This window comes from Streptococcus downii (assembly GCF_004353325.1).
Lineage (GTDB): Bacteria > Bacillota > Bacilli > Lactobacillales > Streptococcaceae > Streptococcus > Streptococcus downii.
In genome coordinates, this window is record NZ_MZNX01000006.1 from 387,693 (window position 1) to 412,222 (window position 24,530).

Consider the following 24,530-nt stretch of genomic DNA (forward strand, 5'->3'; position numbering starts at 1 on the left):
CTTTGATATAAAAAAATCCTATCGCTTTGATAGGATTTCTATATTTTACAAATAGCCTTAAGCGCGTTATACTAGTATCATCTTATACAAAGAGGTATATCTATGGCTATTTATAATAATATTACTGAACTAATCGGACAAACACCGATTGTTAAACTTAACAACATTGTTCCAGAGGGGGCTGCAGATGTTTATGTAAAACTTGAAGCTTTTAACCCTGGATCGTCAGTAAAAGACCGCATTGCCCTTAGCATGATTGAAAAGGCTGAGCAGGATGGCATTCTAAAGCCTGGTGCTACTATTGTTGAAGCAACGAGTGGAAATACAGGTATCGGACTTTCTTGGGTAGGTGCTACTAAGGGATATAAAGTTGTTATCGTCATGCCTGAAACGATGAGTGTGGAACGACGTAAGATTATCCAAGCCTATGGTGCTGAACTCGTCCTTACTCCTGGTAGCGAAGGAATGAAAGGCGCGATTGCCAAGGCTCAGGAGATCGCAGCTGAACGTGACGGCTTCCTTCCACTCCAATTTAACAATCCAGCTAATCCTGAAGTACACGAAAGAACAACAGGAGCTGAAATACTGGCTGCTTTCGGTTCTGATGGACTAGATGCTTTTGTGGGTGGTGTTGGTACTGGTGGAACGATTTCAGGTGTTTCTCACGCTCTTAAAGCAGCAAATCCAGACATTCAAGTTTATGCAGTTGAGGCAGACGAGTCAGCTATCTTGTCTGGTGAAAAACCAGGACCTCACAAAATTCAAGGTATCTCAGCTGGATTTATTCCTGATACACTTGATACAAAAGCCTATGACGGTATCGTCCGTGTAACGTCAGATGATGCCCTTGCGCTTGGCCGTGAAATCGGCGGAAAAGAAGGGTTCCTTGTTGGGATTTCTTCAGCCGCAGCGATTTACGGGGCAATTGAAGTTGCCCAAAAATTAGGTACAGGTAAGAAAGTCCTTGCTTTAGCACCAGATAACGGCGAACGTTATTTGTCTACAGCACTCTATGAATTTGAAGTGTAGTCTCCTAAATGCACTTAGCCCTTATTAAAGGGCTTTTTATTTTATCAATTTAAAGAAACCCCTAAGTCCTCGACAACAACAGAAAAAGGAAGCAAATTGCTTCCTCTTTTATCATTAGTTATTCAAGGCTGCTGCCATTGTAGCTGCAACTTCTGCTTCAAAGTCGTTTGCAGCTTTCTCGATACCTTCACCAACTTCAAAGCGAGCGAACTCAACTACTGAAGCATTAACTGAATCAAGGTATGCTTCAACTGTCTTGCTGTCATCCATGATGTATACTTGTGCAAGAAGTGTGTATGCTTGGTCAACTTTGGTGTTGTCAAGCATGAAACGGTCCATTTTACCTGGAATGATTTTGTCCCAGATTTTTTCTGGTTTGCCTTCTGCAGCCAACTCAGCTTTGATGTCTTCTTCAGCTTGAGCAATCACTTCATCAGTCAATTGTGCTTTTGATCCATACTTCAAGTGTGGAAGAGCTGGTTTACCAACCATTGCACGGCTTTCGTTATCTTGGTCGATTACGTGGTTCAATTGTGCCAACTCGTCTTTAACGAATTGCTCATCCAATTCTTTGTAAGAAAGAACTGTTGGTTTCATCGCAGCGATGTGCATTGAGATTTGTTTAGCAAGTGCTTCGTCTCCACCTTCAATAACAGAGATAACACCGATACGGCCACCATTGTGTTGGTAGGCTCCGAAGTGTTGTGCATCTGTTTTTTCAAGCAAAGCAAAACGACGGAATGAGATTTTTTCTCCGATAGTTGCTGTTGCAGATACATATGCAGCTTCAAGAGTTTCACCTGAAGGCATTGTCAAAGCGAGGGCCTCTTCGTTGTTCGCTGGTTTTCCTTCAGCAATTACTTTAGCCGTTGCGTTTACCAGGTCAACGAATTGAGCGTTTTTCGCAACGAAGTCAGTTTCGGCATTTACTTCAACTACTGCTGCAACGTTACCATTAACAAATACACCAGTCAAGCCTTCTGCAGCAACACGGTCAGCTTTCTTAGCTGCCTTCGCCATACCTTTTTCGCGAAGCAATTCAATCGCTTTTTCGATATCGCCGTCTGTTTCTACAAGCGCTTTTTTAGCGTCCATAACACCGGCACCAGATTTTTCACGCAACTCTTTTACAAGTTTAGCTGTAATTTCTGCCATTTTGATTCTCCTATATTTTTTAAAAATAGGAGAGCCGGGCTACGCCCCGCCCTCCTAGGTAATTACTATTTATATGAATTAAGCGTTATCGCCTTCTACAACTTCAACGATTTCTTCGATTGAGTCTGCTTGAGCTTCTGAAGCTGCAAATTCTGCTTCAACTGCTGCTGCATCTTCTCCTTGGCGTCCTTCGATGATAGCATCAGCCAATTTAGCTGTGATCAATTTAACAGCGCGGATAGCGTCATCGTTAGCTGGGATGATTACATCGATATCGTCTGGATCAGTGTTTGTGTCAACCATCGCTACAACTGGGATTCCCAATTTTTTAGCTTCTTTAACAGCGATTTGCTCTTTATGTGGGTCAACTACATACATTACATCTGGGATACGAGGCATGTCTTCGATACCACCCAAGAATTTTTCAAGACGTGCACGTTGCTTGTTAAGAAGTGCAACTTCTTTCTTAGGAAGAACGTCGAAGATTCCTTCTTCTTCCATACGTTTGATTTCTTTCAAACGAGCAATACGTTTTTGGATAGTTCCCCAGTTAGTAAGAGTTCCACCCAACCAACGGTGGTTGATGTAGTATTGACCTGAACGTTCTGCTTCTTCTTTAACAGCGTCAGCAGCTTGTTTTTTAGTACCAACAAACAATACAACTGCATCGTTAGCTGCCGCATCACGCATAAAGTCGTATGCTTGGTCAGCGTACTTTACAGTTTGTTGCAAGTCGATAACGTGGATTCCGTTACGCTCAGTGAAGATGTACTTAGCCATCTTAGGGTTCCAGCGACGAGTTTGGTGACCAAAGTGTACACCAGCCTCAAGAAGTTGTTTCATTGAAATTACTGCCATGAGTATTTCTCCTTTTTGTTTTTTCCTCTTCTCGATTTCAACTTGCAAAACGACCCAAGGGCAACAGTTTCACAATTCATCAAGAATGAGTATTATCGTTTACACGACAGGTTTTATTTTATCATATTTCAACAGTATTTTCAAGCTATTTAGTAGAATTTTAGTAGGACTTTCGGATAAAAACATTAAAAGAGACTCGATTGAGTCTCTTCGTTTTATACATTAGTTTGGATAGATATATGTTACGTAACCTTCAGAAGTTGTAGTTGGGTTGAACCATCCACGTTTGTTTCCGATTGTACGATCTCCACCGTAGTTTGATTCTGATACTTGAATACGAGTTGATGATGAAACTGCTGTAACAACCGCTACGTGTCCATAACCACCATCATTCCAACATGCAATCGCACCAACTTGTGGAGTTGAACCTGTACGGAATCCTGCTGCAGCTGCACTTGTTGCCCACTGAGCTCCGTTGCCCCAGTAATCTCCAGCCCAAGGTGCCAATGTTTTAGCTCCCCAAGTACACTCACCAGTTGGATAACTTGAAGCATTTGAGCTGTAAGTTGGACGTTGTCTAGCAGGCGCTGGCGCAGGTGCCGGAGTGTAGCTTGAATCCTCCTCGTCAGTTGTTGATGTTGCTTGTACTTGAGCTGAGAAACTTGTGTTTCCAGAAGCAACAACTGATTGCTGTTGGCTTGTTTGACGTGCTCTGTAAGCTGCTTCTGCTTCTGCAGCAGCACGTGCTTCTGCCTCTGCTGCCGCTTTCTGCTCTAGCAAACTAGCTTTCTCACCTTCTGCAGTAGCTTTCTCAGCAGCAAGATTCAACTCTGCAACCTTCAACTCAGCTTGCTTAGTTGTCAATGCCTGCGCATCATCAGCCAGTTTTTGTTGGTTCGCAATAACTGTATTAATTGCTTCATTATTGGCTACTTGTTTATCAGAAATTGCTTTTTTATCAGCCTTTTGTTGCTCCAACATTTTGTTGTTAGCCGATACAATCTCGCTCATTGCAGCAACACGCGAAATGGCTTCTGTGATTGATTTTGAGTTTACAATTGTATTAATGTAGCTAGTCGCAGCTCCATTTGTCTGTGCGCTACGTGCTTGTTTTTCTAAAGAAGCATTACGAGCCACGATATTTTTAGAAAGCTCTGTAATTTCTCCTTCAAGTTTTTTAGATTCAGCTTGTAATTTTTCGTTTTCGGCTTGCAAGCTTGCTTGCTCTGCTTGAATTGTTGAAACTTGACCTTGGATTTGATCCACTTGCTTTTGAGCTTCTTGTTGTTGCGCTGTTAAACTGCTAATTTTATTATCTTGAGCAGCAATTTTTTCATCAGTTGTTTCTGCACGAACAGTTGTCAATACTGCTGTTTGTGAGACCAATACTGTACTTAACAAAAGTGACGCTAAGATTTTTTTCTTCATATTCTGTCGATACTCCTTCTATTTGAGACATTACTAGTATACCAAAAAAAGACATAATAAATATTACGCCTTTGTTACATTTATATTTCTTTCTTATAGATAAATTTTTTCAAAAATAAATTGAAAAATGACAATCCATAAGAAGTTCAGAATCATTGATGGGACAAGGCTATAGACGATGAATATCGGCATGGAATCTACAGTCAGTCCCACGGCAAGAGCCAAAAGATAGCTCCCCATATCAAACAGAAAACTGATCACAATAATGGTCAACATCCTTGTCCAACGATTTGTCAAAATCACGCTATTGAACTTGTGGAGCGAAGCACCTATCAAGATAAACAAAAGCGTGGCAATTCCAATCAAGTGGAAAAAATAGATATCGTAAACCAAACCCACTATAAAACAATAGGCTAGGTAGAGATATTCTGACACTTCGATTGTTTCAAATAAGAGAAATAAAAATAGAAAATGACTGGCTAAATGAAAGTGGGGGAAAAAGGATCCCACCAATTGTCCAATATGAGCATCAATTAGCACAACAAAAGGGAGTAAAAAGAAAATACCAATTTGTTTTAACAATCTCATTGCTAATTCCCCACTAACTCTACCACATGAAGATCTTTGATATCAGCACTTAACTTTACAGTTACCTCTCGTGTTAGATAGTCACTGCTGTGCGTTGTACCAACAATCTCTCCAACAGGAATATCTTTGACATTAAAGTTTCCTAGCCCACCTGTAGTCACCTTGTCTCCAGCACTGATGTCACTATTACTATTTAATTGGCTAATTTTAAGCAGTTCAGATTCCTTGTCATAACCAACGATAATTCCGTAAATTTCAGTAGAACCATGTTGGATTTTAACAGAGATCTTATCCGTGTTTTCAGCGTTGGTTAAAAGATTGACAGTTGTTGAATGATCTTCCACCTTTGAAACACTACCAACCAAGCCACCGTTTGCAATGACCAACATATTTTCAGAAGCTCCTTTTGAACTTCCTACATCAATTGTTAACTCTTGCTTCCAAGATACTGGAGCACGCATAATCACATCTGCTGCTAGGGTTTTTGTAGCCTGTAATTTTGACTCCATCTCTAGCAACTGACGTAGTTGTTCATTTTCTGTTTTTAAACGTTCTGATTGATTAGACTCCACCTCTAATTGATAGAGTTGTTTTTTTAGACTCTCGTTTTCATTGTAAGTCTGCGTCAAATGTCCCAAATCCGATTTGAAAGCATCAAACCATTGAAAGGGTTTTTGAACAATTCTATCTACTAAGGAAATGCCATCTCCTAGTTTTGTCACAATAGCACTTGAATAGGTTGTCACTAATAGAACAGAAACTGCCAGAACTGTGACAAAAACGATGATTAGATATTTTGATTTTTTAAAACGGTTCATATTCCTACCTTTTTACTAAAGATCTACTACTGTGATTTTTTATCAATCTTACAAATCCACTAAGATTTTAAGAAAAATAAGAGACATCCCAGCACCAAAATCACAAGAATTGCTAGTGTATCCTTTTGACTCCATCTCAACTGTCTATACTGACTTCTACCCTTTCCTCCCTGATAACCACGTGCTTCCATGGCTATTGCCAATGAATCTGCACGCTTTAAGCTCGTAGCAAAAAGAGGAATTAAAATCGGAATCATAGCCTTTACTTTTTGAACGATGCTACCTTCGCCAAAGTCAACTCCACGAGCTTTCTGAGCATTCATAATTCTCGTCGTGTCATCCATCAAGGTTGGAACAAAACGTAAACTCATTGATAACATAAGACCAATTTCATGAACGGGAACTTTCACGCGTTTCAGCGGTGCTAAAAGAGCTTCAACTGCAGCTGCTAAACTCAAGGGCATTGTCGTTAATGTCAGCAAGGTTGAAAAGAAAATAATCAACACAAAACGACAGAAAATGATTCCTGCTTGTTGCAAAGCATAATCCGTTATTCTTATAAAAGAAAACTCAAATAGGACATTTCCATTTGAAATGAAAAAGAGTTGAAATAGAGTCGTAAAAGCAATCAAGAAAAACATGGATTTTAATCCCTGGACAAAAAACGAGAGGGAAACGCCCGACAAAGCGATAAATATACCTGTTGCTATAAACAAAATGAGATTGGTGAGAGGATTATTGGCCCAAAATACAATCAAAATCAGCAGAATCATGGCAAGCAATTTACTACGTGGATCCAAACGATGAATGATGGAATCCCCCGGTATATAACGCCCTAAAATCATACTATCCATTTAGCGACTCCTTAAACTCCTCTATCTTGATTGGCAGTTTTTTAAAAGCTACACCTCTATCTGCCAAACGCTTACAAAAGGCTGTGATTTTAGGCACACCTAACTGCACTTTTTCCATAGAGGCTACATCTTGGAAAACTTCGATCGGTTTACCACTTTTGACTAAACGCCCCTTTTCCATAACATAGACCTGATCAGCATATGTAGCTACGTCATCCATTAAATGCGTTACCAGAACGATTGTCATTCCAGAAAGGTGAAGTTTTTTAAACAGGGTCATCAATTCTTTTCTGCCCAGAGGATCTAGCCCTGCTGTTGGCTCATCCAAAACCAAGACAGTTGGCTCCATGGCTAGCATACCTGCTATAGCCACACGTCTCATTTGGCCACCCGAAAGTTCAAAAGGACTGCGCTCAAAAAGTGACTCATCAATGCCTACCAAGGCTAATTTTTCACGCGCAATCTTCTTGGACTCTTCCTCAGAAACTCCAAAATTTTGCGGTCCAAATGCAACATCTTTCAAAACAGTCTCTTCAAAAATCTGATTTTCAGCAAATTGAAACACTAGACCAACCTGCTTTCGAATCTGACGAATTTCTTTATTGGTTGATGTAGGGGTAATGACGGTATCAAAAACTCGAACAGAACCCTTACTTGGTACCAATAGGCCATTTAAAAGCTGTAAAATCGTTGATTTCCCACTACCTGTGTGCCCTACTAAAGCTGTATAGGAACCATCCTCAATCATCAAAGAAACATCAGTCAAGGCTGATGAAGATAGGGGGGTCCCCTCTTGATAGGTAAAGCTCACATTTTCTAGAGTAATTCCCATAGCTTGTCCTCTAGCTCTCCTTCTGTCAAATAGCTATCCGGCAACTGATATCCAGTTTCTCTCAAAGATTCTCTCAATTGATTAGTAAAAGGCTCATCTAACCCTATCTGGTCAAGGTCATCCCGAGAAAAAAGTTCTCTTGGGCTGCTGGTTGACTCCACTTGGCCTTTTTTCATGACCAAGACACGATCACTCATCGCAACTTCTTCCAAGTCATGTGTAATGGAGACGACTGTCATCTGGTGGTCTTTTCGAATCTCTTGAACTGTCTGAATCAGTTCTCTACGTCCCTCAGGATCCAACATACTTGTAGCCTCGTCCAAAATCAAAATAGCTGGCCTCAAGGCAACAACTCCTGCAATAGCCACCCGTTGTTTTTGTCCACCAGACAAACGAGCTGGTTCTCTCTTCTTAAAGTCCAGCATACCTACCAACTCCAAAGATTCAGCCACTCTCTTCTTCATTTCTTCACGAGGAAGTCCCTGATTTTCTAGGCCAAAGGCAACATCATCTTCAACAGTTGCCCCCACAAATTGGTTATCTGGATTTTGAAAAACCATGCCAATTTGACGACGCAAGTCCCAAACGTTCTCAGAAGACAGCAATTGCCCATCTATCCAGATTTCTCCAGACTCTGCTTCAAGCAAGCCATCAATCAAACGGATAGTTGTTGATTTTCCACTCCCATTATGACCTACGATTGAGAGCCACTCCCCACGTTTCACGTGAAACGTAACTCTATTAACATCATAATACTCTTGATCTTCTTTATATCGAAAAGACAGATCTTTTACTTCAATAATCGATTTCATTTCGAACCAAATGTCCCTTTAAATACATGAGCGCTACCCTTGAAATAATCATATCCAGAGTAGATAGTGAAAAACAAAGCTATATAAAGCAACAGTTGACCAATTAAATTCCAATGTAAGAGCAAAAAGATAATGGCAAACATCTGACTAAAGGTCTTGATTTTCCCTAGCATCGCTGCCGCCAGAACCGTTCCTCCCGTCTCAACGAGCAACAGACGGAGGCCTGTCACAGCGAGTTCACGACAGATGATAATAGCAACAACCCAAGCTGGAGCCATACCTAACTCAATCAACATGATAAAAGCTGACATAACCAGCAGCTTATCCGCCATTGGATCTGCAAACTTTCCAAAGTTGCTGACCACATTCCATTTGCGAGCAAGATAACCATCAATATAATCCGTTATACTAGCAACTGCAAAGATGATTGCTGCCAGCAGGTGACTGCCTTGTGAATGGCCCAAAGTCAAAATAAGAATAAAGAGAGGTATAAAGAGAATTCTACCAATTGTTAATACATTAGGGATTTGTTCTTTTTTCATTGGTTCTTCCTTAGTCTGTAGTGAATGTAAGTGTTACAGTTCCAGTCTGAGTCGTCAACTTGGAAGTATCAACTGTTTGATTGTCCACAGTCACAGTAACTCCCTTCACTACACCTAAGGTGATAGCAACGGGATTCTTAGTTGAAACTGTTGTTTTTTCATTTTTATTGTCTGCGGATAGTGTCACACCACCCTCTAGCTCGCTTCCTGAAACACTAACCCAGCTAGTTACATCCGAAACTGCCAGCTGAACCGTAGCTGTTTCCTTACTCGTTTTATAGCGAGCTTCAATGCGGTTTCCTTCGCCTGACACTGTAATAGTTGATTCCGTAGTAGAAGACGAGCTAGACGTCTGACTACTAGAAGATGAACTAGTTGAAGTTGTTGAACTAGTTGAGCTCACAATACTATAATTAGGCGAAGAAGGACGCGTTGGTTGAGTCTGGATATAATTCCAAACATAATAAGTCACAAAAATTAAAATCGACAAAGCAAATAGAACGAAATAAAACAAGGGGAGATAAGACGTTTTTTTCTTATTTGATCGTCTGCGACCAGACAAGTCTTCTTCATCAACATCAACCTCTTCATAGGTGATCATGCTGCCTGAATCATAGGCATCCAAAATGATTCGCTCGTCCAATTCAACCGCCCAGGCATATTTTCTCAAAAAAGAACGAGCGTAGAAGGTACTAGGGAGTTGATCAAAATCATCTGCCTCCATAGCTTCTAATAAATTCATCTGAATATCCGTTTTTGCCTGCAGTTCTTCTATACTCAATCCCTGGTTAATTCTGGCTAGACGCAGAACCTCACCAATTGTTTTTTTTCTCATACTTAGCATTCCTTCTTTCTAGGGTCACTCATCTTTTAGGTTGGAAAGATTGTAAAATCAACTAGATCGCCATCATCAATCAAGCGATGACCAGCTTTTAAAACATCTTCCAAAGTAATTTCTTGTAAAATTTTTGGCAAATCAAAAATGGTTTCTCCTCTGTCGACTGGCTCATACTGTGTCGCAATAAACTCCAAGGAGTTCATACTACTGAAAAATTCCCCAAACATCTCACTCTTGACAAGATCGAGATGTTCCTCTGTAAGATCTGAATCTTTCGTAAAGTTGCGAATAGCCTTACGAAATTGATGTGATAGAGAAACGGGTTCCTTCGTATCCATAGTCAACATCACAAAATGAAAACGACTAGTCACCTCAACTTCTAATGACAGTGAAGCATCTAACTTCCCCGCCTCATATAAGTTTTGAAAACGATTTGAAGTCCAACCAAACAGCATCGTAAACAACAATTTCAACAAAACACTATAACGGTAGCAATCTGCTTCTACCACCTCACCTATTCCCCTAATTCCAACAGCAAGCTTTGGAGAAGAAACCTCCATCCGGAGACTGTCTGTTTCTTTAACAGGCTGTAAAGCTAGCTTCTCCTTGTTTACTACCATGTCTTCCAAATTTCTAAATTTCTTTTGTGAAAAATACTTTCCAATCGCATCTACATCAAAATTCCCAACTAAAAACAAAGACATATTGACAGGTTTGTAAAAGACTGTAAAGTTATATTTCAAGTCATTTAGCTGAATGTTGTTAATTGATTTTTCACTTCCAACAATGTCTGCTGCCAGAGGAGTATTGGGATAAAGATTTGCTAATGTTGCAAAAAACAGACGCGAATCTGGATCATCTTGGTACATCTCACGTTCCTGTTGGATAATTTCCCTCTCTCTCTCAACTGACTCTTCTGTAAAATGAGCAACTGTTACCAATTCCTTAAGCAAATCCAAATTTTCTGATAAATGATCTATTGTTGAAAACAAATAACTCGTCTTTGTAAAACTTGTAAAAGCATTGCTATCAGCTCCCAAGCGTGTAAAAGACTCCATAATATCTTCAGCATTTTCTCTCTCAAATAGTTTATGTTCAAGAAAATGTGCAATTCCAGCTGGATAACACTGTAAACCTTTTTTAGATAGTGTAAAGCTTGTGTCTACTGATCCAAATCGAACTGTTACAACTCCGTAAACTTCATTAAATTGTTTCTTAGGAAGGAGAGACACTGTCAATCCATTTGATAGACGAGTCTGATAAACCGTCTCCTTTACGGCAGGATAGTATTTTTCTTCAAAGGTAACTGGTATCATTCTATTCCTTCCATAAAGTATATCGCTTGTAACCGAACACTATTTGCTGCTTTGCAGATAGCTTCTTTATCAACTTGATTTAATTTTTCAATCCAATTGTCAAAATCTGATGTAGATTTCCCTAACAAACTATTCAAGTAAACTCGCTCGATTAGTGAGCTCTGACTATCTTGCGCAAGCAATAAGGTTCTGCGAATCATCTCCTTGGTCTGTTCAATCTCCAAATCTGTAAAATTACCTTTCTTTAGTTCAAGTAATTGATGATTCATCAATTTTCTGGCTTGATTGCGCTTTTCCCGATCAATGCCAGCATACATCCTCAATTGACCACTAAATAAATCTAATTGACTGGAGATAGTGTAGGCTAGACCAGCATTTTCCCGAACATTCGTAAAAAGCTTAGAGTGAGCAAAACCACCTAACAGACCATTCATTACTACCATGGCCAAATGATGCTTGTCTCCATAGCTCGTAGAACAATGGTAAGCCAATTCCAAAACAGATTGGCCCACATTCTTACGAACCATTCCTTCCCGAAGGACATTTGAATATGGTTGTTTGTACTGAGGCTTGACATCGATTTGACGCCCAGTAAAGGAAAATGACCTCAACCACTCCTTCACTTCTACTTCATTAAAATCACCCAAGAAAAAGAAATCAATTCGATCATTTTTCAGAGCATCTTGAAAGCAAGTGTAGCTACTTTCCGGAGACTCATTTGAAATGCGATTTCGTAAATCGCTATATCTCAATTGAAGACGTTCATCATGAAAGAACAAGTTATCCAATTCCTTATGAGCAAAATAAAATGAATCATCCATATCTGTAGCTAAGCTGGCCAGTAATTGTTTTTTTTCAATTTCAAATAAGGCTGGCTCAAAGGCTCCATCTACAACTAAGGGGGCAAATAAAGTCTGTCTCACCAGTTCAAAAATTTGAGAAGTCAAGACATTTTTTTTACTCAAAAACTCGTCCCGCACATAGGTAAATGTTAGGTCAAGAATATGTGCCTGTCCCCTACGATAAGCACTCGTAGAAATATCTGTTCCATACAAACTTGCCAAATATCTGCGAAAAGCTTGAGATGTTGGGTAAGCTTTATTGGCAGTTTCCAACATACTTGCACTTAACATGCGTCCCGCTATTGTCTCAAGAGATAAGGGAGCAGTAAAACGAATAGTGATTTTATTTGTTTTAAACTTTTTGGATTGAATAAAATGTGCTGAAATTCCAGACACCAACTCCATACCTTACCTCCTTACATATAGAGTTCTATTATATCACGAAAATCAAAATTTTTCTTGTTCTCTTTATAGCTTTCAAAAGTAAAATCGTTTTCATTTTGAGTGACTTTCCTTCAGTTATTTCAGGGAAAATATGGTATAATACCTTAGATTGAGGTGAATTATGGAATACAAATTATTTGAAGAATTTATTACGCTCCAAGCTCTCCTAAAAGAGCTTGGAATTATACAAAGCGGCGGTGCTATCAAATCCTTTTTAATGGAGCATCAAGTTTACTTTAATGGTGAATTAGAAAGTAGACGTGGGAAAAAAATCCGTATTGGAGATACGATTGACATCCCTAATTTAAAAATTGACATCACCTTGACACAACCAAGTTTAAAAGAGCAAGAAGAATACCAAACAGATAAGATTGAAAAAGAGCGGATTGCTAAACTTGTCAAAGAGATGAATAAAGGTGTCAAGAAAGAAAAACAAAAAACTTCTTCATCACCTAAAGCCAAACAAGCTCCACGTTTTCCAGGAAGATAACTATGTGGCTTCAACATTTAACAATTAAGACCTTTCGAAATTACAAAGAGGCAAAAATTGATTTCAATCCAAAATTAAACATCTTTTTAGGCCAAAATGCTCAAGGAAAAACCAATATTCTAGAAGCAATCTATTTCTTAGCCTTGACACGTAGTCATCGGACTCGTACAGATAAAAATCTCATTCATTTTGATGACGAGCAACTTCATCTTTCTGGCTTGCTACAGAAAAAAACAGGTTCTATACCTCTAGAAATTGATTTAACACCAAAAGGGCGTGTGACTAAAGTCAATCACTTAAAACAAGCTCGCCTATCAGACTATATCGGACATATGAATGTGGTTCTCTTCGCACCTGAAGATCTCCAGTTAATTAAAGGAGCGCCATCCGTTCGTCGAAAATTTATAGACATCGAACTGGGACAAATTAAACCAATTTACTTGTCAGACCTGTCAAACTACAACCATATACTCAAGCAGAGAAATACTTACCTAAAATCCAGTCAAAAGATTGACGAAACATTTCTGTCGGTCTTAGATGATCAGTTAGTAGAATACGGTTGTCGTGTCATAAAGCATCGAATAAAATTCATTAAAGATTTAGAGAAATTTGGTCAAAAAACACACTTAGAAATCTCAAATAAATTAGAAGAGTTGTCAATATCTTATCAATCATCTGTCAACTTTACTGGTGAAGATCAGTTGACAAATTCTTTTAAAATAGCTTTAGAAAAAAGTAGATCAAGAGATTTGTTTAAAAAGAATACTGGTGTCGGCCCTCATCGAGATGACATTGCTTTTTATATCAATGGAATGGACGCTAGTTTTGGGAGTCAAGGTCAACATCGCAGCCTTGTTCTTTCTATCAAATTGGCAGAAATTGAGCTAATGGAAAGTATTACCAATGAGTCTCCTATACTCTTACTTGACGATGTTATGAGCGAACTTGACAACACACGGCAACTAAAATTACTAGAAACCATTTCTCAATCTATCCAAACCTTTATCACAACAACAAGTTTAGACCACTTACAAAACTTGCCTGAAAATCTTAGTATTTTCAGGATCCAAAACGGTAAAATATCTGTAAATCAACATTGACAACTTTGTAAACAAAAAGAACTCCTGAAATTTAGGAGTTCTTTTTTACTACTTACATAGAATAGTTTGGTGCTTCATTAGTAATTTGTACATCATGAGGATGGCTTTCTTTCAAACCTGCACCAGACATTTCAATAAATTGGGCGTTGTCGTGCAATTCTTTAAGGTTAGCTGCACCACAGTAACCCATACCAGAGCGAATACCACCAATCATTTGGAAGACGATATCAGCTGCTGCACCTTTATAGGCAACACGACCTTCAATTCCTTCTGGAACGAGTTTGTTTGCTTCATTGACAGAACCTTGGAAGTAACGGTCGCTTGAACCTTTTTTCATAGCAGCAATTGATCCCATACCACGGTAAGTCTTGAACTTACGTCCTTGGAAGATTTCAGTTTCACCTGGAGCTTCATCAGTTCCAGCAAACATTGATCCAAGCATAACTGCATTTCCACCTGCAGCAAGGGCTTTTACAATATCTCCTGAGTACTTGATTCCACCATCAGCAATGATTGTTTTTCCATATTCACGCGCAACAGCTGCCGCATCATAGATTGCTGTTATTTGTGGTACACCGACACCTGCAATGACACGAGTTGTACAGATAGAACCTGGTCCGATACCGACTTTGACAACATCTACGCCTGCATCATAAAGAGCACGCGCACCCTCTGCAGTGGCAATATTACCCGCAATCAAAGTGCGGTCTGGGAAATGAGCACGAATTTCAGCAATTTTACGTAGAACACCAGCAGAGTGACCATGGGCAGTATCAATAACAATTGCGTCAGCTCCTGCTTCAAAAAGGGCTTCGGCACGTTCGAATGTATCTGAAGTGACACCCACCGCTCCAGCAACTAGAAGACGACCAAACTCATCTTTAGCAGCATTTGGAAACTCAATCACTTTTTCAATATCTTTGATAGTAATCAAACCAGAAAGACGACCTTCTTCATCAACCAAAGGAAGTTTTTCAATACGGTGTTCTTGAAGAATGCTTTCAGCTGTTGCAAGATCTGTACCAACAGGAGCAGTAACAAGATTTTCACTGGTCATATGGTTTGAGATTGGCTGATTGTAATCTGAAATAAAGCGAAGATCTCGATTTGTTAGAATACCAACCAGTTTACGATTTTCAAGTGTCTCCACAACTGGCACACCACTGATACGGTAACGTCCCATCAGCTCATCTGCTTCAGCAATCGTGTGTTCTGGAGTCAAGAAGAATGGATCAATAATAACACCATTTTCAGAACGTTTTACCTTACGAACTTCATCTGCCTGTTGCGCAATAGACATATTTTTATGGATTACTCCAAGACCACCTGCACGAGCAATGGCAATAGCCATTTGACTTTCTGTGACTGTATCCATGGCGGCTGTTATAATTGGGATATTTAAAGTCAGATTATCTGCCAATTTTGTTGTTAAATCTGCATCATTAGGCAACACATGACTTTCTGCTGGAATGAGCAATACATCATCAAAGGTAAAACCTTTTTTTAAAAATTTAGTATCCCAATTAGACATTGAAGTTTCCTCTTTTCTTTCTTTTTGAGCTTGACTCTTTTTGTATTGTATCTATCATACCATTCTATGAAAATTTGTCAATTATATTTATGGTAGAAGTCATAAAAAAACTATCCCTGTGATCCTATGGAAGAGATAGTTTTACGATTCATATTTTACCTATTATTTAAAATAATTTAGTCCCATTGCTCCCTTAACTTCAGATAGAGTTTGACCTGCAACCTCACGCGCTTTTTCACTCCCTTTTTGAAGCATATTGTACACTTCTCCCATATCCTTAGCAAATTCGATACGGCGCTCACGAATAGGACCAAGTTCGCGTTCTAATATTTCAAGTAGATAACGTTTCGTCTTTACATCACCAAGGCCACCACGTTGATAATGTTCTTTCATATCCGCAATTTTTTGAGCATCTTCTGGACGACCAAACACATCTAGATAATGGAAAACCATATTTCCTTCAATCTTACCTGGATCCTCAACCCGAATATGGTCTGGATCAGTATACATGCTCATGACCTTTTTACGCAACGTATCCGCATCATCTGCTAGATAAATACCATTATTAAGGGATTTAGACATTTTAGCATTTCCATCTAAACCTGGCAAACGCCCTGCTCTCTCATTTTCTGGATAAATACCTTCTGGTTCCACTAAGACATCACAGTTATATGCGTTGTTAAAAGAACGAACAATTTCACGAGTCTGTTCAATCATTGGTTTTTGGTCTGTTCCTACAGGAACATAATTGGCCTTGAAAGCTGTGATATCAGCTGCTTGCGCAATTGGATAAACCAAAAATCCTGTTGGAATACTTTCTCCAAACCCTTTTTGAGCAATCTCTGTTTTTACTGTCGGATTGCGTTCCAAACGAGCTAGTGACACCAAATTCATATAGTACATAGATAGTTCAGCCAACTCTGGAATTTGACTTTGAATAAAGATAGTTGATTTACTTGGATCCAATCCAACTGCTAAATAATCCAAGGCAACATTCCCGATCGATTCTACAATCGTTTGAGGATCTTTGGCGTGATCTGTCAATGCTTGTTGGTCCGCCAAAAAAACAAACATGTCATACTTATCTTCTTCCTGCAGCAATACTCTATTTTTAAGACTCCCAACATAATGTCCAATATGCAATTTTCCTGTTGGGCGATCTCCTGTTAAAATAATGGGTTTCGTCATTTTTTTCTCCTTCGAAATGGTCTCTTCAATTATAGCATTTTTTTGTTAAAATAACAGAAAATTTTTTAAATCAAACGACTAACTCATTGTAAATAAAACTGTAAACTTAATTGACACAAAATTGACAGATAAAAATTTGAATATTTCTCTCTTTTCTAGTAGAATAAATGTATTACATATTATAGGAGAAAAACATTGCTTACAGTATCTGATGTTTCACTACGTTTTAGTGATCGCAAACTTTTTGATGATGTCAACATCAAATTTACAGAAGGAAATACATACGGATTAATTGGTGCTAATGGTGCTGGGAAGTCTACATTCTTAAAAATTCTAGCTGGTGATATCGAACCTACAACTGGTCACATCTCTCTTGGTCCAGATGAACGTCTCTCTGTCCTCCGTCAAAATCATTTTGACTATGAAGATGAACGTGTCATTGATGTCGTTATCATGGGAAATGAAAAACTATATAGCATCATGAAAGAAAAAGATGCTATTTACATGAAGGAAGATTTTTCCGATGAAGATGGTGTTCGTGCAGCTGAACTTGAAGGTGAATTTGCCGAACTTGGAGGTTGGGAGGCAGAGAGCGAAGCATCTCAATTACTTCAAAATCTTAACATTCCAGAAGAATTGCACTATCAAAACATGAGCGAATTGGCCAATGGTGAAAAAGTGAAGGTTCTCCTTGCCAAAGCACTTTTTGGCAAACCAGATGTTCTTCTCTTGGACGAGCCAACCAACGGTCTGGATATTCAATCCATTACTTGGCTAGAAGACTTCTTGATTGACTTTGATAACACCGTTATCGTTGTATCCCATGACCGCCACTTCTTAAACAAAGTATGTACTCATATGGCCGACCTTGACTTTGGAAAAATCAAACTCTATGTCGGAAACTACGACTTCTGGAAGGAATCTTCTGAGCTTGCTGCTAAATTGCTAGCAGACCGTAATGCCAAGGCAGAAGAAAAAATTAAGCAATTGCAAGAATTCGTTGCTCGATTCTCTGCCAATGCTTCTAAGTCAAGACAGGCAACGTCTCGTAAAAAAATGCTTGACAAGATTGAATTAGAAGAGATTGTGCCATCTAGTCGTAAATACCCATTTATCAACTTTAAAGCAGAACGTGAGATTGGTAATGATCTCTTGACAGTAGAAAATCTAACTGTAAAGATTGATGGTGAAACTATCCTAGACAATATTAGTTTCATTTTGCGTCCAGGTGATAAAACAGCTCTTATCGGACAAAATGACATCCAAACGACTGCATTAATTCGCGCAATTATGGGTGACATCGACTATGAAGGAACTGTCAAGTGGGGAGTTACTACTAGCCGTTCTTACTTGCCAAAAGACAACTCGGCTGATTTTGCAGGAGGAGAGTCAATCCTTGACTGGTTGCGTCAATTTGCAAGTAAAGAAGAAGATGACAATACCTTCCTACGTGGTTTTCTTGGTCGTATGCTCTTTTCTGGAGATGAGGTTAACAAACCTGTAAACGTCTTGTCAGGGGGAGAAAAAGTACGTGTCATGCTTTCAAAACTTATGCTCTTGAAATCAAATGTCCTTGTACTTGATGATCCAACAAATCACTTGGATTTGGAATCTATTTCAAGCTTGAACGATGGATTGAAAAACTTTAAAGAATCAATCATCTTTGCCAGCCATGACCACGAGTTTATCCAAACTTTGGCAAACCATATCATTGTTTTGTCTAAGAATGGCGTCATTGATCGTATCGATGAAACCTATGACGAATTCCTAGAAAATGCAGAAGTACAAGCAAAAGTTAAAGAACTTTGGAAAGATTAAATAAGACTTCAAAACTCAGTTGGGGTAACCAACTGAGTTTTCTATCATTCTACGAGGTAACATGAAATCATTTTTTAAAACATATTGGACCTATTTTGTTTCTTTCATCATTCCTTTAGTAATTATGACTGGAGTATACCTAACTCAAGGTATCTACTGGAATAGCGATACATCTCCACTATTAGGAGATGGTTTCCATCAATACGTTATTTTTGATGTGGCTTTACGAAATATTTTACATGGAAATGGTAGTTTGTTTTACACCTTTACAAGTGGCCTCGGACTGAATTTCTATGCTCTATCTAGTTATTACTTGGGTAGTTTTCTCTCACCCCTGGTTTACTTTTTTAATCTGACGAATATGCCAGATGCTGTTTATCTGACCACTCTATTAAAATTTGGATTGATTGGTCTGTCAACCTTCTTTAGTTTGACTAGATTATTTAAAGATATCCCAAAATTTTTAAAACTTGCCTTATCTACTTCCTATGCTCTAATGAGCTTCACTGTCAGTCAGTTAGAGATAAAAACCTGGCTAGATGTTTTTATCTTGATTCCTTTAATTATAACTGGTTTATACCTACTTATAACACAAAAGAAACGCCTACTATACTTTACAAGTTTGTCAATCTTATTTATTCAAAATTATTATTTTGGGTATATGACAGTATTGTTTCTTATTTTCTGGTATCTCTGCCAAATTTCTTGGGACTTTAAAACTCGAAAATCATCTTTTCTTGATTTTGTTGTTACCTCCTTTTTAGCTGGAATGGCTAGTTTGATTATGACTCTTCCTACACTGTTTGATTTACAAACTCATGGAGAGAAGTTGACTGCCATCACAAAATTAAAGACAGACAGTAGCTGGTATCTGGATATTTTCGCAAAACAATTCATTGGATCTTTTGATACAACTAAGTATGGATCTATACCAATGATTTTTGTTGGATTGCTTCCCTTTATTTTAACCATTCTATTTTTCACAATAAAATCCATAAGGTTTCACGTGAAACTTATCTATGCAATTTTCTTTACTTTTTTAATAACAAGCTTTTACATAGAAGCACTTGATTTATTTTGGCAGGGGATGCATACCCCAAATATGTTTTTGCATCGCTATGCTTGGATTTTTTCCACTCTGTTAATTTATACTGCAGCAGAAGTCTTAAATCGTCTGAAAGAACTGAAGCTATGGAATCTATTTGGTTCACTTTTTCTTGTACTAACAGGATTTTTGGCTACTGTATACTTTAAATCACATTATTCTTTTTTAACAGATTTGAATATCCTACTCACCCTTGAATTTCTCCTGGTTTATGCTCTTTTACTTCTTGCAGTCATTAGAAAATTTATCTCTGTAAATCTATTTGCAATCCTTTTATCTCTATTTATAACATTTGAGATAAGCTTAAATGCTTCATCTCAAATAGAAGGAATAGCTAAAGAATGGGCCTTTGCTTCTCGTAGCGCCTATAATAGAGATATCACCGCTATGGAATCCATTCTAAACCAAATTGACAATCCATTTACACGTACTGAAAAACTGCAAATTCAGACAGGAAATGATAGTATGAAATTTAACTACAATGGAATCTCTCAATTTTCGTCTGTACGAAATCGTTCAGCTAGCACTAGTTTGGACAAACTTGGATTCAAATCCTCTGGAACTAACCTCAATCTCCGTTATGCAAATAACAGTCTTTTAGCAGATAGTTTATTTGGAATCCAGTACAATATTTCAGAAACTCCCCTTGATAAATATGGATTTCAAGAGATTTATCAAAAGGATCATTTAACCTTATATAAAAATCAACTCTCTTTACCCATTGCTTTTGCCACTCAATCTATTTACACCGATGTAAACTTTAACAATCACACTCTGGATAATCAGGCCTTATTTATAAACAAGCTTGCTAATCTCAACTTAGATTACTTCTCCCAAATAACATATGATAAAACAGATACTTCAGATGGTTTAACAAGTATCACAGGTTCTGCGAATGAAGATGCAAAGATTGATTATCAAATTGAGGTTCCTCAAAATAGTCAAGTCTATCTCTCTTTTTCAAATCTTCATTTTACAAACGATAAGCAAAAGAAAGTTGACATCATTGTCAACGGTGAAAAAAAGACTTTTACAACTGATAATGCTTTTAATTTCTTTAATTTGGGTTATACTCAAGAACAAAAAACTTTCAATATCAGTGTTAGCTTTCCTGGAAATTCTCAAGTGTCATTTGAATCTCCAACCTTCTATCGTTTAGATACTCAGGCCCTAACTGAGGCAATTCAAAAAATTAAAGAACAACCTGTAGAAGTATCCACCTCTAAAAATAAAGTCTTTGCTACATATGAAGTAAAACAAGATACCTCTATTTTCTTCACTATCCCTTATGACAAAGGTTGGTCTGCATACCAAGATGGGAAAAAACTTGAAATCAAGCAGGCTCAGACTGGTTTTATGAAAGTTGATGTTCCAAAGGGAAAAGGCACCATTACACTTTCCTTTATCCCCAATGGTTTTGTTATTGGAGCAGCCTGCTCAGTAACTGCCCTTCTTCTTTTTGGGATCTATAATCACAGACAAAATTTATCTAAGACAGAAAAAGATTGACCAATTCCTTGGCCAATCTTTTTAATCTTCTTCCATTTTCTTAGGTTGATAAGCTAGCATACCTAAAGCAGTAAAGAAAGCTAGTATTATAATAAGGAAAATGACTTGTTGATGAATATTTCCTGTCATAGAAATTGTTTGTCGTAATCCAGAAACCGAATAACTCATTGGTAACCAAGGATTAATAGCTCTAAAGAAATTATTTGTCAAAGCAAGTGGATAGGTACCTGCACTTGATGCTAACTGTAATAAAAGCAAAATAAGAGAAAAGAAAGCTCCTATACGGCTATTCCATGTTGTTAATGCAGTTACCATAGACATAAATGTTAAGCTTGCGATAATAATTAAGAACAAGGTTCTCATTTCATTATTTGCTGTTAGACCAATAAGATGAACGCCACCATAGACTAAGACAGCGGCTAAAACAGCTATAACTCCATTTATCTCAAAGCGAGATTTGAAGCAAGCCCAGCGAGTTTCAGGATGACGACCTGAAGGTAATTTAGCAAAAATCATATTTGTTGATAACGCAGCGACAAAGAGAGCGACTGATATCATATAAGGAGCCATAGCAATCCCATTTACAGGAACTTGATCATTGTCTATTTTTGAAAGATTGAGTGGATTTGACAAAATCTCTGCATTTTTAGATTCTGTTGATGCTGATTTGAGTTGATCACTAGCATTACCTAGTCCTTGTCCTAAAGAAGCAACTCCTGCCTGTAAATCTTCCAATCCAGAAGTTAACTTTGTTCCACCTTCTGCAAGTTTCCCAGATCCATCTGCCAATTTATTAGCTCCATTCTCTAATTGAGAAGCACCTGAAAGTAACTGACTGGATTTGTCTGCTAATCGACCAGATCCTGATTGTAATTTATCAGCTCCTGCCATTAATTCTTGACTCTTTTGATTCAATTGGTTAGAGCCAGTTGATAATTTTTCAATACCAGATACTAATTCTGGAGTTTTTTCAACTAATTGACCAACTCCTGCTGTCAAGCTAGAAGATTTTTGTGTCAAGGTGTTTGAGCCTGAAACTAGTTGATCCAAACTACCTGTCAAGGTGGAATTCTTTTCACTTAGTTGACTTGCGCCCTGAGAAACTTTATCAACACCTGCAGTATATGCATTTACACCTGATGCAATCGACTGACTAGCAGGAACTAATTTACTCGTCACTGCTCCCTGTATTTCTGTTAATCCACTTGACAATCCTGTCAAAGAAGTAGAAGCAATAGGTAATACTTGATTAGCTTGATTTTTTAACGTCGAAAGATTTGAAGATTGATTTTGTAAGTTTTCTAAATTTCCCTGTAAACCTTGTACTAAAGTTATAATTGACTGAGCCGATTGAATACTATCAGTCGAATTTTGAGATACAGAAGCACTTATCTCAGCTTGTTGCTCACTTGTCAAGGATTGATAAGCTACTGTCGATTGAATATTTGCTAATGTAGTTGCTTTATCAGACTGAGCACTTGCTAACATTTGATTAGAAAGAGATACTATACTTGATAAAACAGAATCTAATTGTTTTGTATCTCCAACATCAATATTTTGAATAGCTTGATTTAACTGATTCAGACCAGAAGATAATTGATTAATTTGATCTTTTTTCCCAGACGAAGCATCTAACTTGCTAGAAAGTTGTTGAATCCCTTCACTTAATTGCTCCACCCCCATTCGAAGTGTAGCTGATTGATTAGATAACTGATTAGCACCTGTTGCAAGACTTCCCACTCCATTGGTGTAGGCACTAACACCAGATGAAAATTGATTAAGACCAGCATTAAGCTGAGAAACACCGCCAGTATAGGATTCTACACCAGTATATAACTGATTGATTCGTCTTACTAATTCAGGACTTTTAGAAGATAATTGACCTAATCCCCTATCTAATTGACTCACTGCACCAGTATATGTAACTAAACCACTATTAAAATTCCCTAAGCCAAGATGAAGTTGTTCAACACCAGAGACATAAGAGGATAATCTTTTAGTAAACTGCTCCGTTCCATTTGAAAATGTTAAACTTGAATCTGCTAAAGAGTGTAGGTTAGTAGTCAATGTTTGACTTCCTGTCACTAACTGATTCGCTCCATCAGTTAATTTTTCACTACCAGAAGCCGCTTGACTCATACCATCCTTTAATTCGACCATCTTATCAAATAAAGCTTTAGTATAGGTCTCGGTTACATTGGTAGAAACATTCTGCTTCAATTGTGTCATCGCAGAATCGCTCATCTTGCTAGCAATAAAACTATGACCACTTGAAGTCTGATAATCGATTTGCATTTGCTCTGGATGATTCGTTAAAATAGAAGCTGCTTTTTCAGATAAATCACTTGGTAAAGTCACTACCATATAGTAATTGCCATCTTCCAATCCCTTCTTTCCTTCATCTTCATCTACGAAATGAAAATCTAAGCTTTTATTTTCTTTTAAATTTGACACCATGTCTTTTCCTATAGCCATGGTATTACCGTTATAGGAAGCTTCTTTATCATTATTGACAACTGCCACAGGTAAGTCAGACAATTGCCCATATGGATCCCACATTGATGACAAAAATATGATATTGTACAGAGCTGGAATAAGAGAAATCCCTATCATTACAATGATAAAGGTCGGTTTTTTAAATATTGCTTTCCATTCTTTAAACATATTTTCTCCTTTTTTAAACATATTGTCTAAATTTTTGATATAATAGATTATACATCAAAAAATCCAAATTACAAGGTAAAAAATTATTTTTTGGACACATAGTCTATTTTTGTGCAAGAGGAGGAATTATGAAAGAAAGCAACAAACGTTTAAAAACAAAGCGAATCATCGAAAATGCCATGGTTCAATTATTGATGGACCAACCCTTTGATCAAATTTCTACTGTCAAGTTAGCAGAAAAAGCCGGAATCAGTCGTTCCAGCTTTTACACTCACTACAAGGATAAGTATGATATGATTGAACATTACCAAAGTAAGCTCTTTCATACCTTTGAGTATATTTTCCAAAAACATGCCCATCATAAAAGAGATGCTATTTTAGAAGTATTTGAATATTTAGAGTCTGAACCACTCTTGGCTGCACTCTTATCTGAAAATGGCACCAAAGAAATTCAAAATTTCTTGAGAAATAAGCTTCACATTATGCTTAGCACCGACCTTCAGAAACGCTTTATGAAACTACAACTCACTCCAATAGAATTAGAATACAGCAGTATTTATCTAACCAATGCCCTATTTGGTGTTTGCCAGACTTGGATTGCTCACGGAAAAAAAGAAAGTCCGCAAGAAATGACAGACTTCCTTATGAAAATGTTAGGTGATGTCAACTAAAAGAAAAAGGACACCATCTGGTGTTCTTTTTATCTAACTCCGCCAGTAGGACTCGAACCTACGACATCATGATTAACAGTCATGCGCTACTACCAACT

21 protein-coding genes are annotated in these 24,530 nt (G+C 37.9%); 6 read left to right on the forward strand and 15 right to left on the reverse strand.

All coding sequences use genetic code 11. The annotated features are described in order from the left end of the window. Positions 1 to 102 precede the first annotated feature (102 nt). Complete coding sequence (gene cysK / locus E2R31_RS03780) at positions 103 to 1,029, forward strand: cysteine synthase A (RefSeq protein ID WP_132972915.1); 927 nt, start codon at positions 103 to 105, stop codon at positions 1,027 to 1,029. 114 nt (positions 1,030 to 1,143) lie between these two features. On the opposite strand, the gene tsf is transcribed toward cysK, so the two are convergent. From tsf to yfmF, 12 genes are all read right to left on the reverse strand, one after another. Further along, entirely contained in the window at positions 1,144 to 2,184 is a 1,041-nt protein-coding gene (tsf, locus tag E2R31_RS03785; RefSeq protein WP_132972917.1) for a translation elongation factor Ts, read from the reverse strand. Between the two features lie 78 nt (positions 2,185 to 2,262). Continuing rightward, complete coding sequence (rpsB, locus tag E2R31_RS03790) at positions 2,263 to 3,042, reverse strand: 30S ribosomal protein S2 (RefSeq protein ID WP_000268475.1); 780 nt, start codon at positions 3,040 to 3,042, stop codon at positions 2,263 to 2,265. Between the two features lie 222 nt (positions 3,043 to 3,264). Further along, positions 3,265 to 4,470: a peptidoglycan hydrolase PcsB gene (gene pcsB, locus E2R31_RS03800; RefSeq protein WP_084948205.1), complete on the reverse strand. Its 1,206-nt coding sequence runs from the start codon at positions 4,468 to 4,470 to the stop codon at positions 3,265 to 3,267. Between the two features lie 93 nt (positions 4,471 to 4,563). Next, entirely contained in the window at positions 4,564 to 5,058 is a 495-nt protein-coding gene (mreD, locus tag E2R31_RS03805; protein WP_132972919.1) for a rod shape-determining protein MreD, read from the reverse strand. Positions 5,059 to 5,060: 2 nt separating this feature from the next. Beyond that, a complete protein-coding gene (gene mreC, locus E2R31_RS03810; RefSeq protein WP_132972921.1) occupies positions 5,061 to 5,876 on the reverse strand; it encodes a rod shape-determining protein MreC in 816 nt (271 codons plus the stop codon). 59 nt (positions 5,877 to 5,935) lie between these two features. Then, positions 5,936 to 6,730 (reverse strand): energy-coupling factor transporter transmembrane component T family protein, encoded by a 795-nt coding sequence (locus tag E2R31_RS03815; RefSeq protein ID WP_084948201.1) that lies wholly within the window; start codon positions 6,728 to 6,730, stop codon positions 5,936 to 5,938. Beyond that, the gene (locus E2R31_RS03820) at positions 6,723 to 7,562 is read right to left on the reverse strand and encodes an energy-coupling factor transporter ATPase (protein WP_084948199.1); all 840 of its coding nucleotides are present in this window, start codon (positions 7,560 to 7,562) and stop codon (positions 6,723 to 6,725) included. Before E2R31_RS03820 ends, E2R31_RS03815 begins: the two co-directional genes overlap by 8 nt. Beyond that, a complete protein-coding gene (locus tag E2R31_RS03825) occupies positions 7,547 to 8,374 on the reverse strand; it encodes an energy-coupling factor ABC transporter ATP-binding protein (protein WP_084948198.1) in 828 nt (275 codons plus the stop codon). Before E2R31_RS03825 ends, E2R31_RS03820 begins: the two co-directional genes overlap by 16 nt. Next, the gene (gene pgsA / locus E2R31_RS03830) at positions 8,371 to 8,916 is read right to left on the reverse strand and encodes a CDP-diacylglycerol--glycerol-3-phosphate 3-phosphatidyltransferase (RefSeq protein ID WP_132972923.1); all 546 of its coding nucleotides are present in this window, start codon (positions 8,914 to 8,916) and stop codon (positions 8,371 to 8,373) included. The genes E2R31_RS03825 and pgsA overlap by 4 nt, the downstream gene beginning before the upstream one ends. Before the next feature lie 10 nt (positions 8,917 to 8,926). After that, entirely contained in the window at positions 8,927 to 9,751 is an 825-nt protein-coding gene (rodZ, locus tag E2R31_RS03835; protein ID WP_162284873.1) for a cytoskeleton protein RodZ, read from the reverse strand. A 35-nt stretch (positions 9,752 to 9,786) separates the two neighbouring features. Beyond that, on the reverse strand, positions 9,787 to 11,070 hold the full coding sequence (yfmH, locus tag E2R31_RS03840) for an EF-P 5-aminopentanol modification-associated protein YfmH (RefSeq protein WP_084948193.1): 1,284 nt from the start codon (positions 11,068 to 11,070) through the stop codon (positions 9,787 to 9,789). Next, positions 11,067 to 12,317 carry an EF-P 5-aminopentanol modification-associated protein YfmF gene (gene yfmF, locus E2R31_RS03845; protein ID WP_084948191.1) on the reverse strand — a complete coding sequence of 417 codons (1,251 nt, stop codon included), beginning with the start codon at positions 12,315 to 12,317 and terminating at the stop codon, positions 11,067 to 11,069. The genes yfmH and yfmF overlap by 4 nt, the downstream gene beginning before the upstream one ends. A 160-nt stretch (positions 12,318 to 12,477) precedes the next feature. Here yfmF and yaaA point away from each other — a divergent pair, with 160 nt between their 5' ends. Beyond that, positions 12,478 to 12,846 carry a S4 domain-containing protein YaaA gene (gene yaaA / locus E2R31_RS03850; protein ID WP_084948189.1) on the forward strand — a complete coding sequence of 123 codons (369 nt, stop codon included), beginning with the start codon at positions 12,478 to 12,480 and terminating at the stop codon, positions 12,844 to 12,846. A gap of 2 nt (positions 12,847 to 12,848) precedes the next feature. Then, positions 12,849 to 13,946 (forward strand): DNA replication/repair protein RecF, encoded by a 1,098-nt coding sequence (gene recF, locus E2R31_RS03855; RefSeq protein WP_132972925.1) that lies wholly within the window; start codon positions 12,849 to 12,851, stop codon positions 13,944 to 13,946. 52 nt (positions 13,947 to 13,998) lie between these two features. Here the strand turns inward: recF and guaB are convergent, their stop codons facing one another. After that, positions 13,999 to 15,477, reverse strand: coding sequence for an IMP dehydrogenase (guaB, locus tag E2R31_RS03860; RefSeq protein ID WP_084948186.1), 1,479 nt, complete (start codon positions 15,475 to 15,477; stop codon positions 13,999 to 14,001). A gap of 162 nt (positions 15,478 to 15,639) precedes the next feature. Continuing rightward, a complete protein-coding gene (gene trpS / locus E2R31_RS03865) occupies positions 15,640 to 16,665 on the reverse strand; it encodes a tryptophan--tRNA ligase (RefSeq protein WP_084948184.1) in 1,026 nt (341 codons plus the stop codon). Positions 16,666 to 16,860: 195 nt separating this feature from the next. On the opposite strand from trpS, the gene E2R31_RS03870 reads away from it, so the two are divergent. Both E2R31_RS03870 and E2R31_RS03875 read left to right on the forward strand, forming a co-directional pair. After that, entirely contained in the window at positions 16,861 to 18,483 is a 1,623-nt protein-coding gene (locus E2R31_RS03870; protein ID WP_084945635.1) for an ATP-binding cassette domain-containing protein, read from the forward strand. Positions 18,484 to 18,544: 61 nt separating this feature from the next. Further along, complete coding sequence (locus tag E2R31_RS03875; RefSeq protein ID WP_132972927.1) at positions 18,545 to 21,097, forward strand: YfhO family protein; 2,553 nt, start codon at positions 18,545 to 18,547, stop codon at positions 21,095 to 21,097. 21 nt (positions 21,098 to 21,118) lie between these two features. Here E2R31_RS03875 and E2R31_RS03880 read toward each other — a convergent pair whose 3' ends face one another. After that, positions 21,119 to 23,761, reverse strand: a complete 2,643-nt coding sequence (locus E2R31_RS03880; RefSeq protein WP_132972929.1) for a YhgE/Pip domain-containing protein — start codon at positions 23,759 to 23,761, stop codon at positions 21,119 to 21,121. A gap of 128 nt (positions 23,762 to 23,889) precedes the next feature. Between E2R31_RS03880 and E2R31_RS03885 the strand changes: the two genes are divergently transcribed. Further along, complete coding sequence (locus tag E2R31_RS03885; protein WP_061853349.1) at positions 23,890 to 24,432, forward strand: TetR/AcrR family transcriptional regulator; 543 nt, start codon at positions 23,890 to 23,892, stop codon at positions 24,430 to 24,432. The last annotated feature ends 98 nt before the right edge of the window (positions 24,433 to 24,530 follow it).

What these genes read in the sequence shown, in the direction of transcription:
- cysK (WP_132972915.1), top strand. Translation starts at nt 103, where the DNA reads ATGGCTATTTATAATAATATTACTGAACTAATCGGACAAACACCGATT.
- tsf (WP_132972917.1), bottom strand. Translation starts at nt 2,184, where the DNA reads ATGGCAGAAATTACAGCTAAACTTGTAAAAGAGTTGCGTGAAAAATCT.
- rpsB (WP_000268475.1), bottom strand. Translation starts at nt 3,042, where the DNA reads ATGGCAGTAATTTCAATGAAACAACTTCTTGAGGCTGGTGTACACTTT.
- pcsB (WP_084948205.1), bottom strand. Translation starts at nt 4,470, where the DNA reads ATGAAGAAAAAAATCTTAGCGTCACTTTTGTTAAGTACAGTATTGGTC.
- mreD (WP_132972919.1), bottom strand. Translation starts at nt 5,058, where the DNA reads ATGAGATTGTTAAAACAAATTGGTATTTTCTTTTTACTCCCTTTTGTT.
- mreC (WP_132972921.1), bottom strand. Translation starts at nt 5,876, where the DNA reads ATGAACCGTTTTAAAAAATCAAAATATCTAATCATCGTTTTTGTCACA.
- E2R31_RS03815 (WP_084948201.1), bottom strand. Translation starts at nt 6,730, where the DNA reads ATGGATAGTATGATTTTAGGGCGTTATATACCGGGGGATTCCATCATT.
- E2R31_RS03820 (WP_084948199.1), bottom strand. Translation starts at nt 7,562, where the DNA reads ATGGGAATTACTCTAGAAAATGTGAGCTTTACCTATCAAGAGGGGACC.
- E2R31_RS03825 (WP_084948198.1), bottom strand. Translation starts at nt 8,374, where the DNA reads ATGAAATCGATTATTGAAGTAAAAGATCTGTCTTTTCGATATAAAGAA.
- pgsA (WP_132972923.1), bottom strand. Translation starts at nt 8,916, where the DNA reads ATGAAAAAAGAACAAATCCCTAATGTATTAACAATTGGTAGAATTCTC.
- rodZ (WP_162284873.1), bottom strand. Translation starts at nt 9,751, where the DNA reads ATGAGAAAAAAAACAATTGGTGAGGTTCTGCGTCTAGCCAGAATTAAC.
- yfmH (WP_084948193.1), bottom strand. Translation starts at nt 11,070, where the DNA reads ATGATACCAGTTACCTTTGAAGAAAAATACTATCCTGCCGTAAAGGAG.
- yfmF (WP_084948191.1), bottom strand. Translation starts at nt 12,317, where the DNA reads ATGGAGTTGGTGTCTGGAATTTCAGCACATTTTATTCAATCCAAAAAG.
- yaaA (WP_084948189.1), top strand. Translation starts at nt 12,478, where the DNA reads ATGGAATACAAATTATTTGAAGAATTTATTACGCTCCAAGCTCTCCTA.
- recF (WP_132972925.1), top strand. Translation starts at nt 12,849, where the DNA reads ATGTGGCTTCAACATTTAACAATTAAGACCTTTCGAAATTACAAAGAG.
- guaB (WP_084948186.1), bottom strand. Translation starts at nt 15,477, where the DNA reads ATGTCTAATTGGGATACTAAATTTTTAAAAAAAGGTTTTACCTTTGAT.
- trpS (WP_084948184.1), bottom strand. Translation starts at nt 16,665, where the DNA reads ATGACGAAACCCATTATTTTAACAGGAGATCGCCCAACAGGAAAATTG.
- E2R31_RS03875 (WP_132972927.1), top strand. Translation starts at nt 18,545, where the DNA reads ATGAAATCATTTTTTAAAACATATTGGACCTATTTTGTTTCTTTCATC.
- E2R31_RS03880 (WP_132972929.1), bottom strand. Translation starts at nt 23,761, where the DNA reads ATGTTTAAAGAATGGAAAGCAATATTTAAAAAACCGACCTTTATCATT.
- E2R31_RS03885 (WP_061853349.1), top strand. Translation starts at nt 23,890, where the DNA reads ATGAAAGAAAGCAACAAACGTTTAAAAACAAAGCGAATCATCGAAAAT.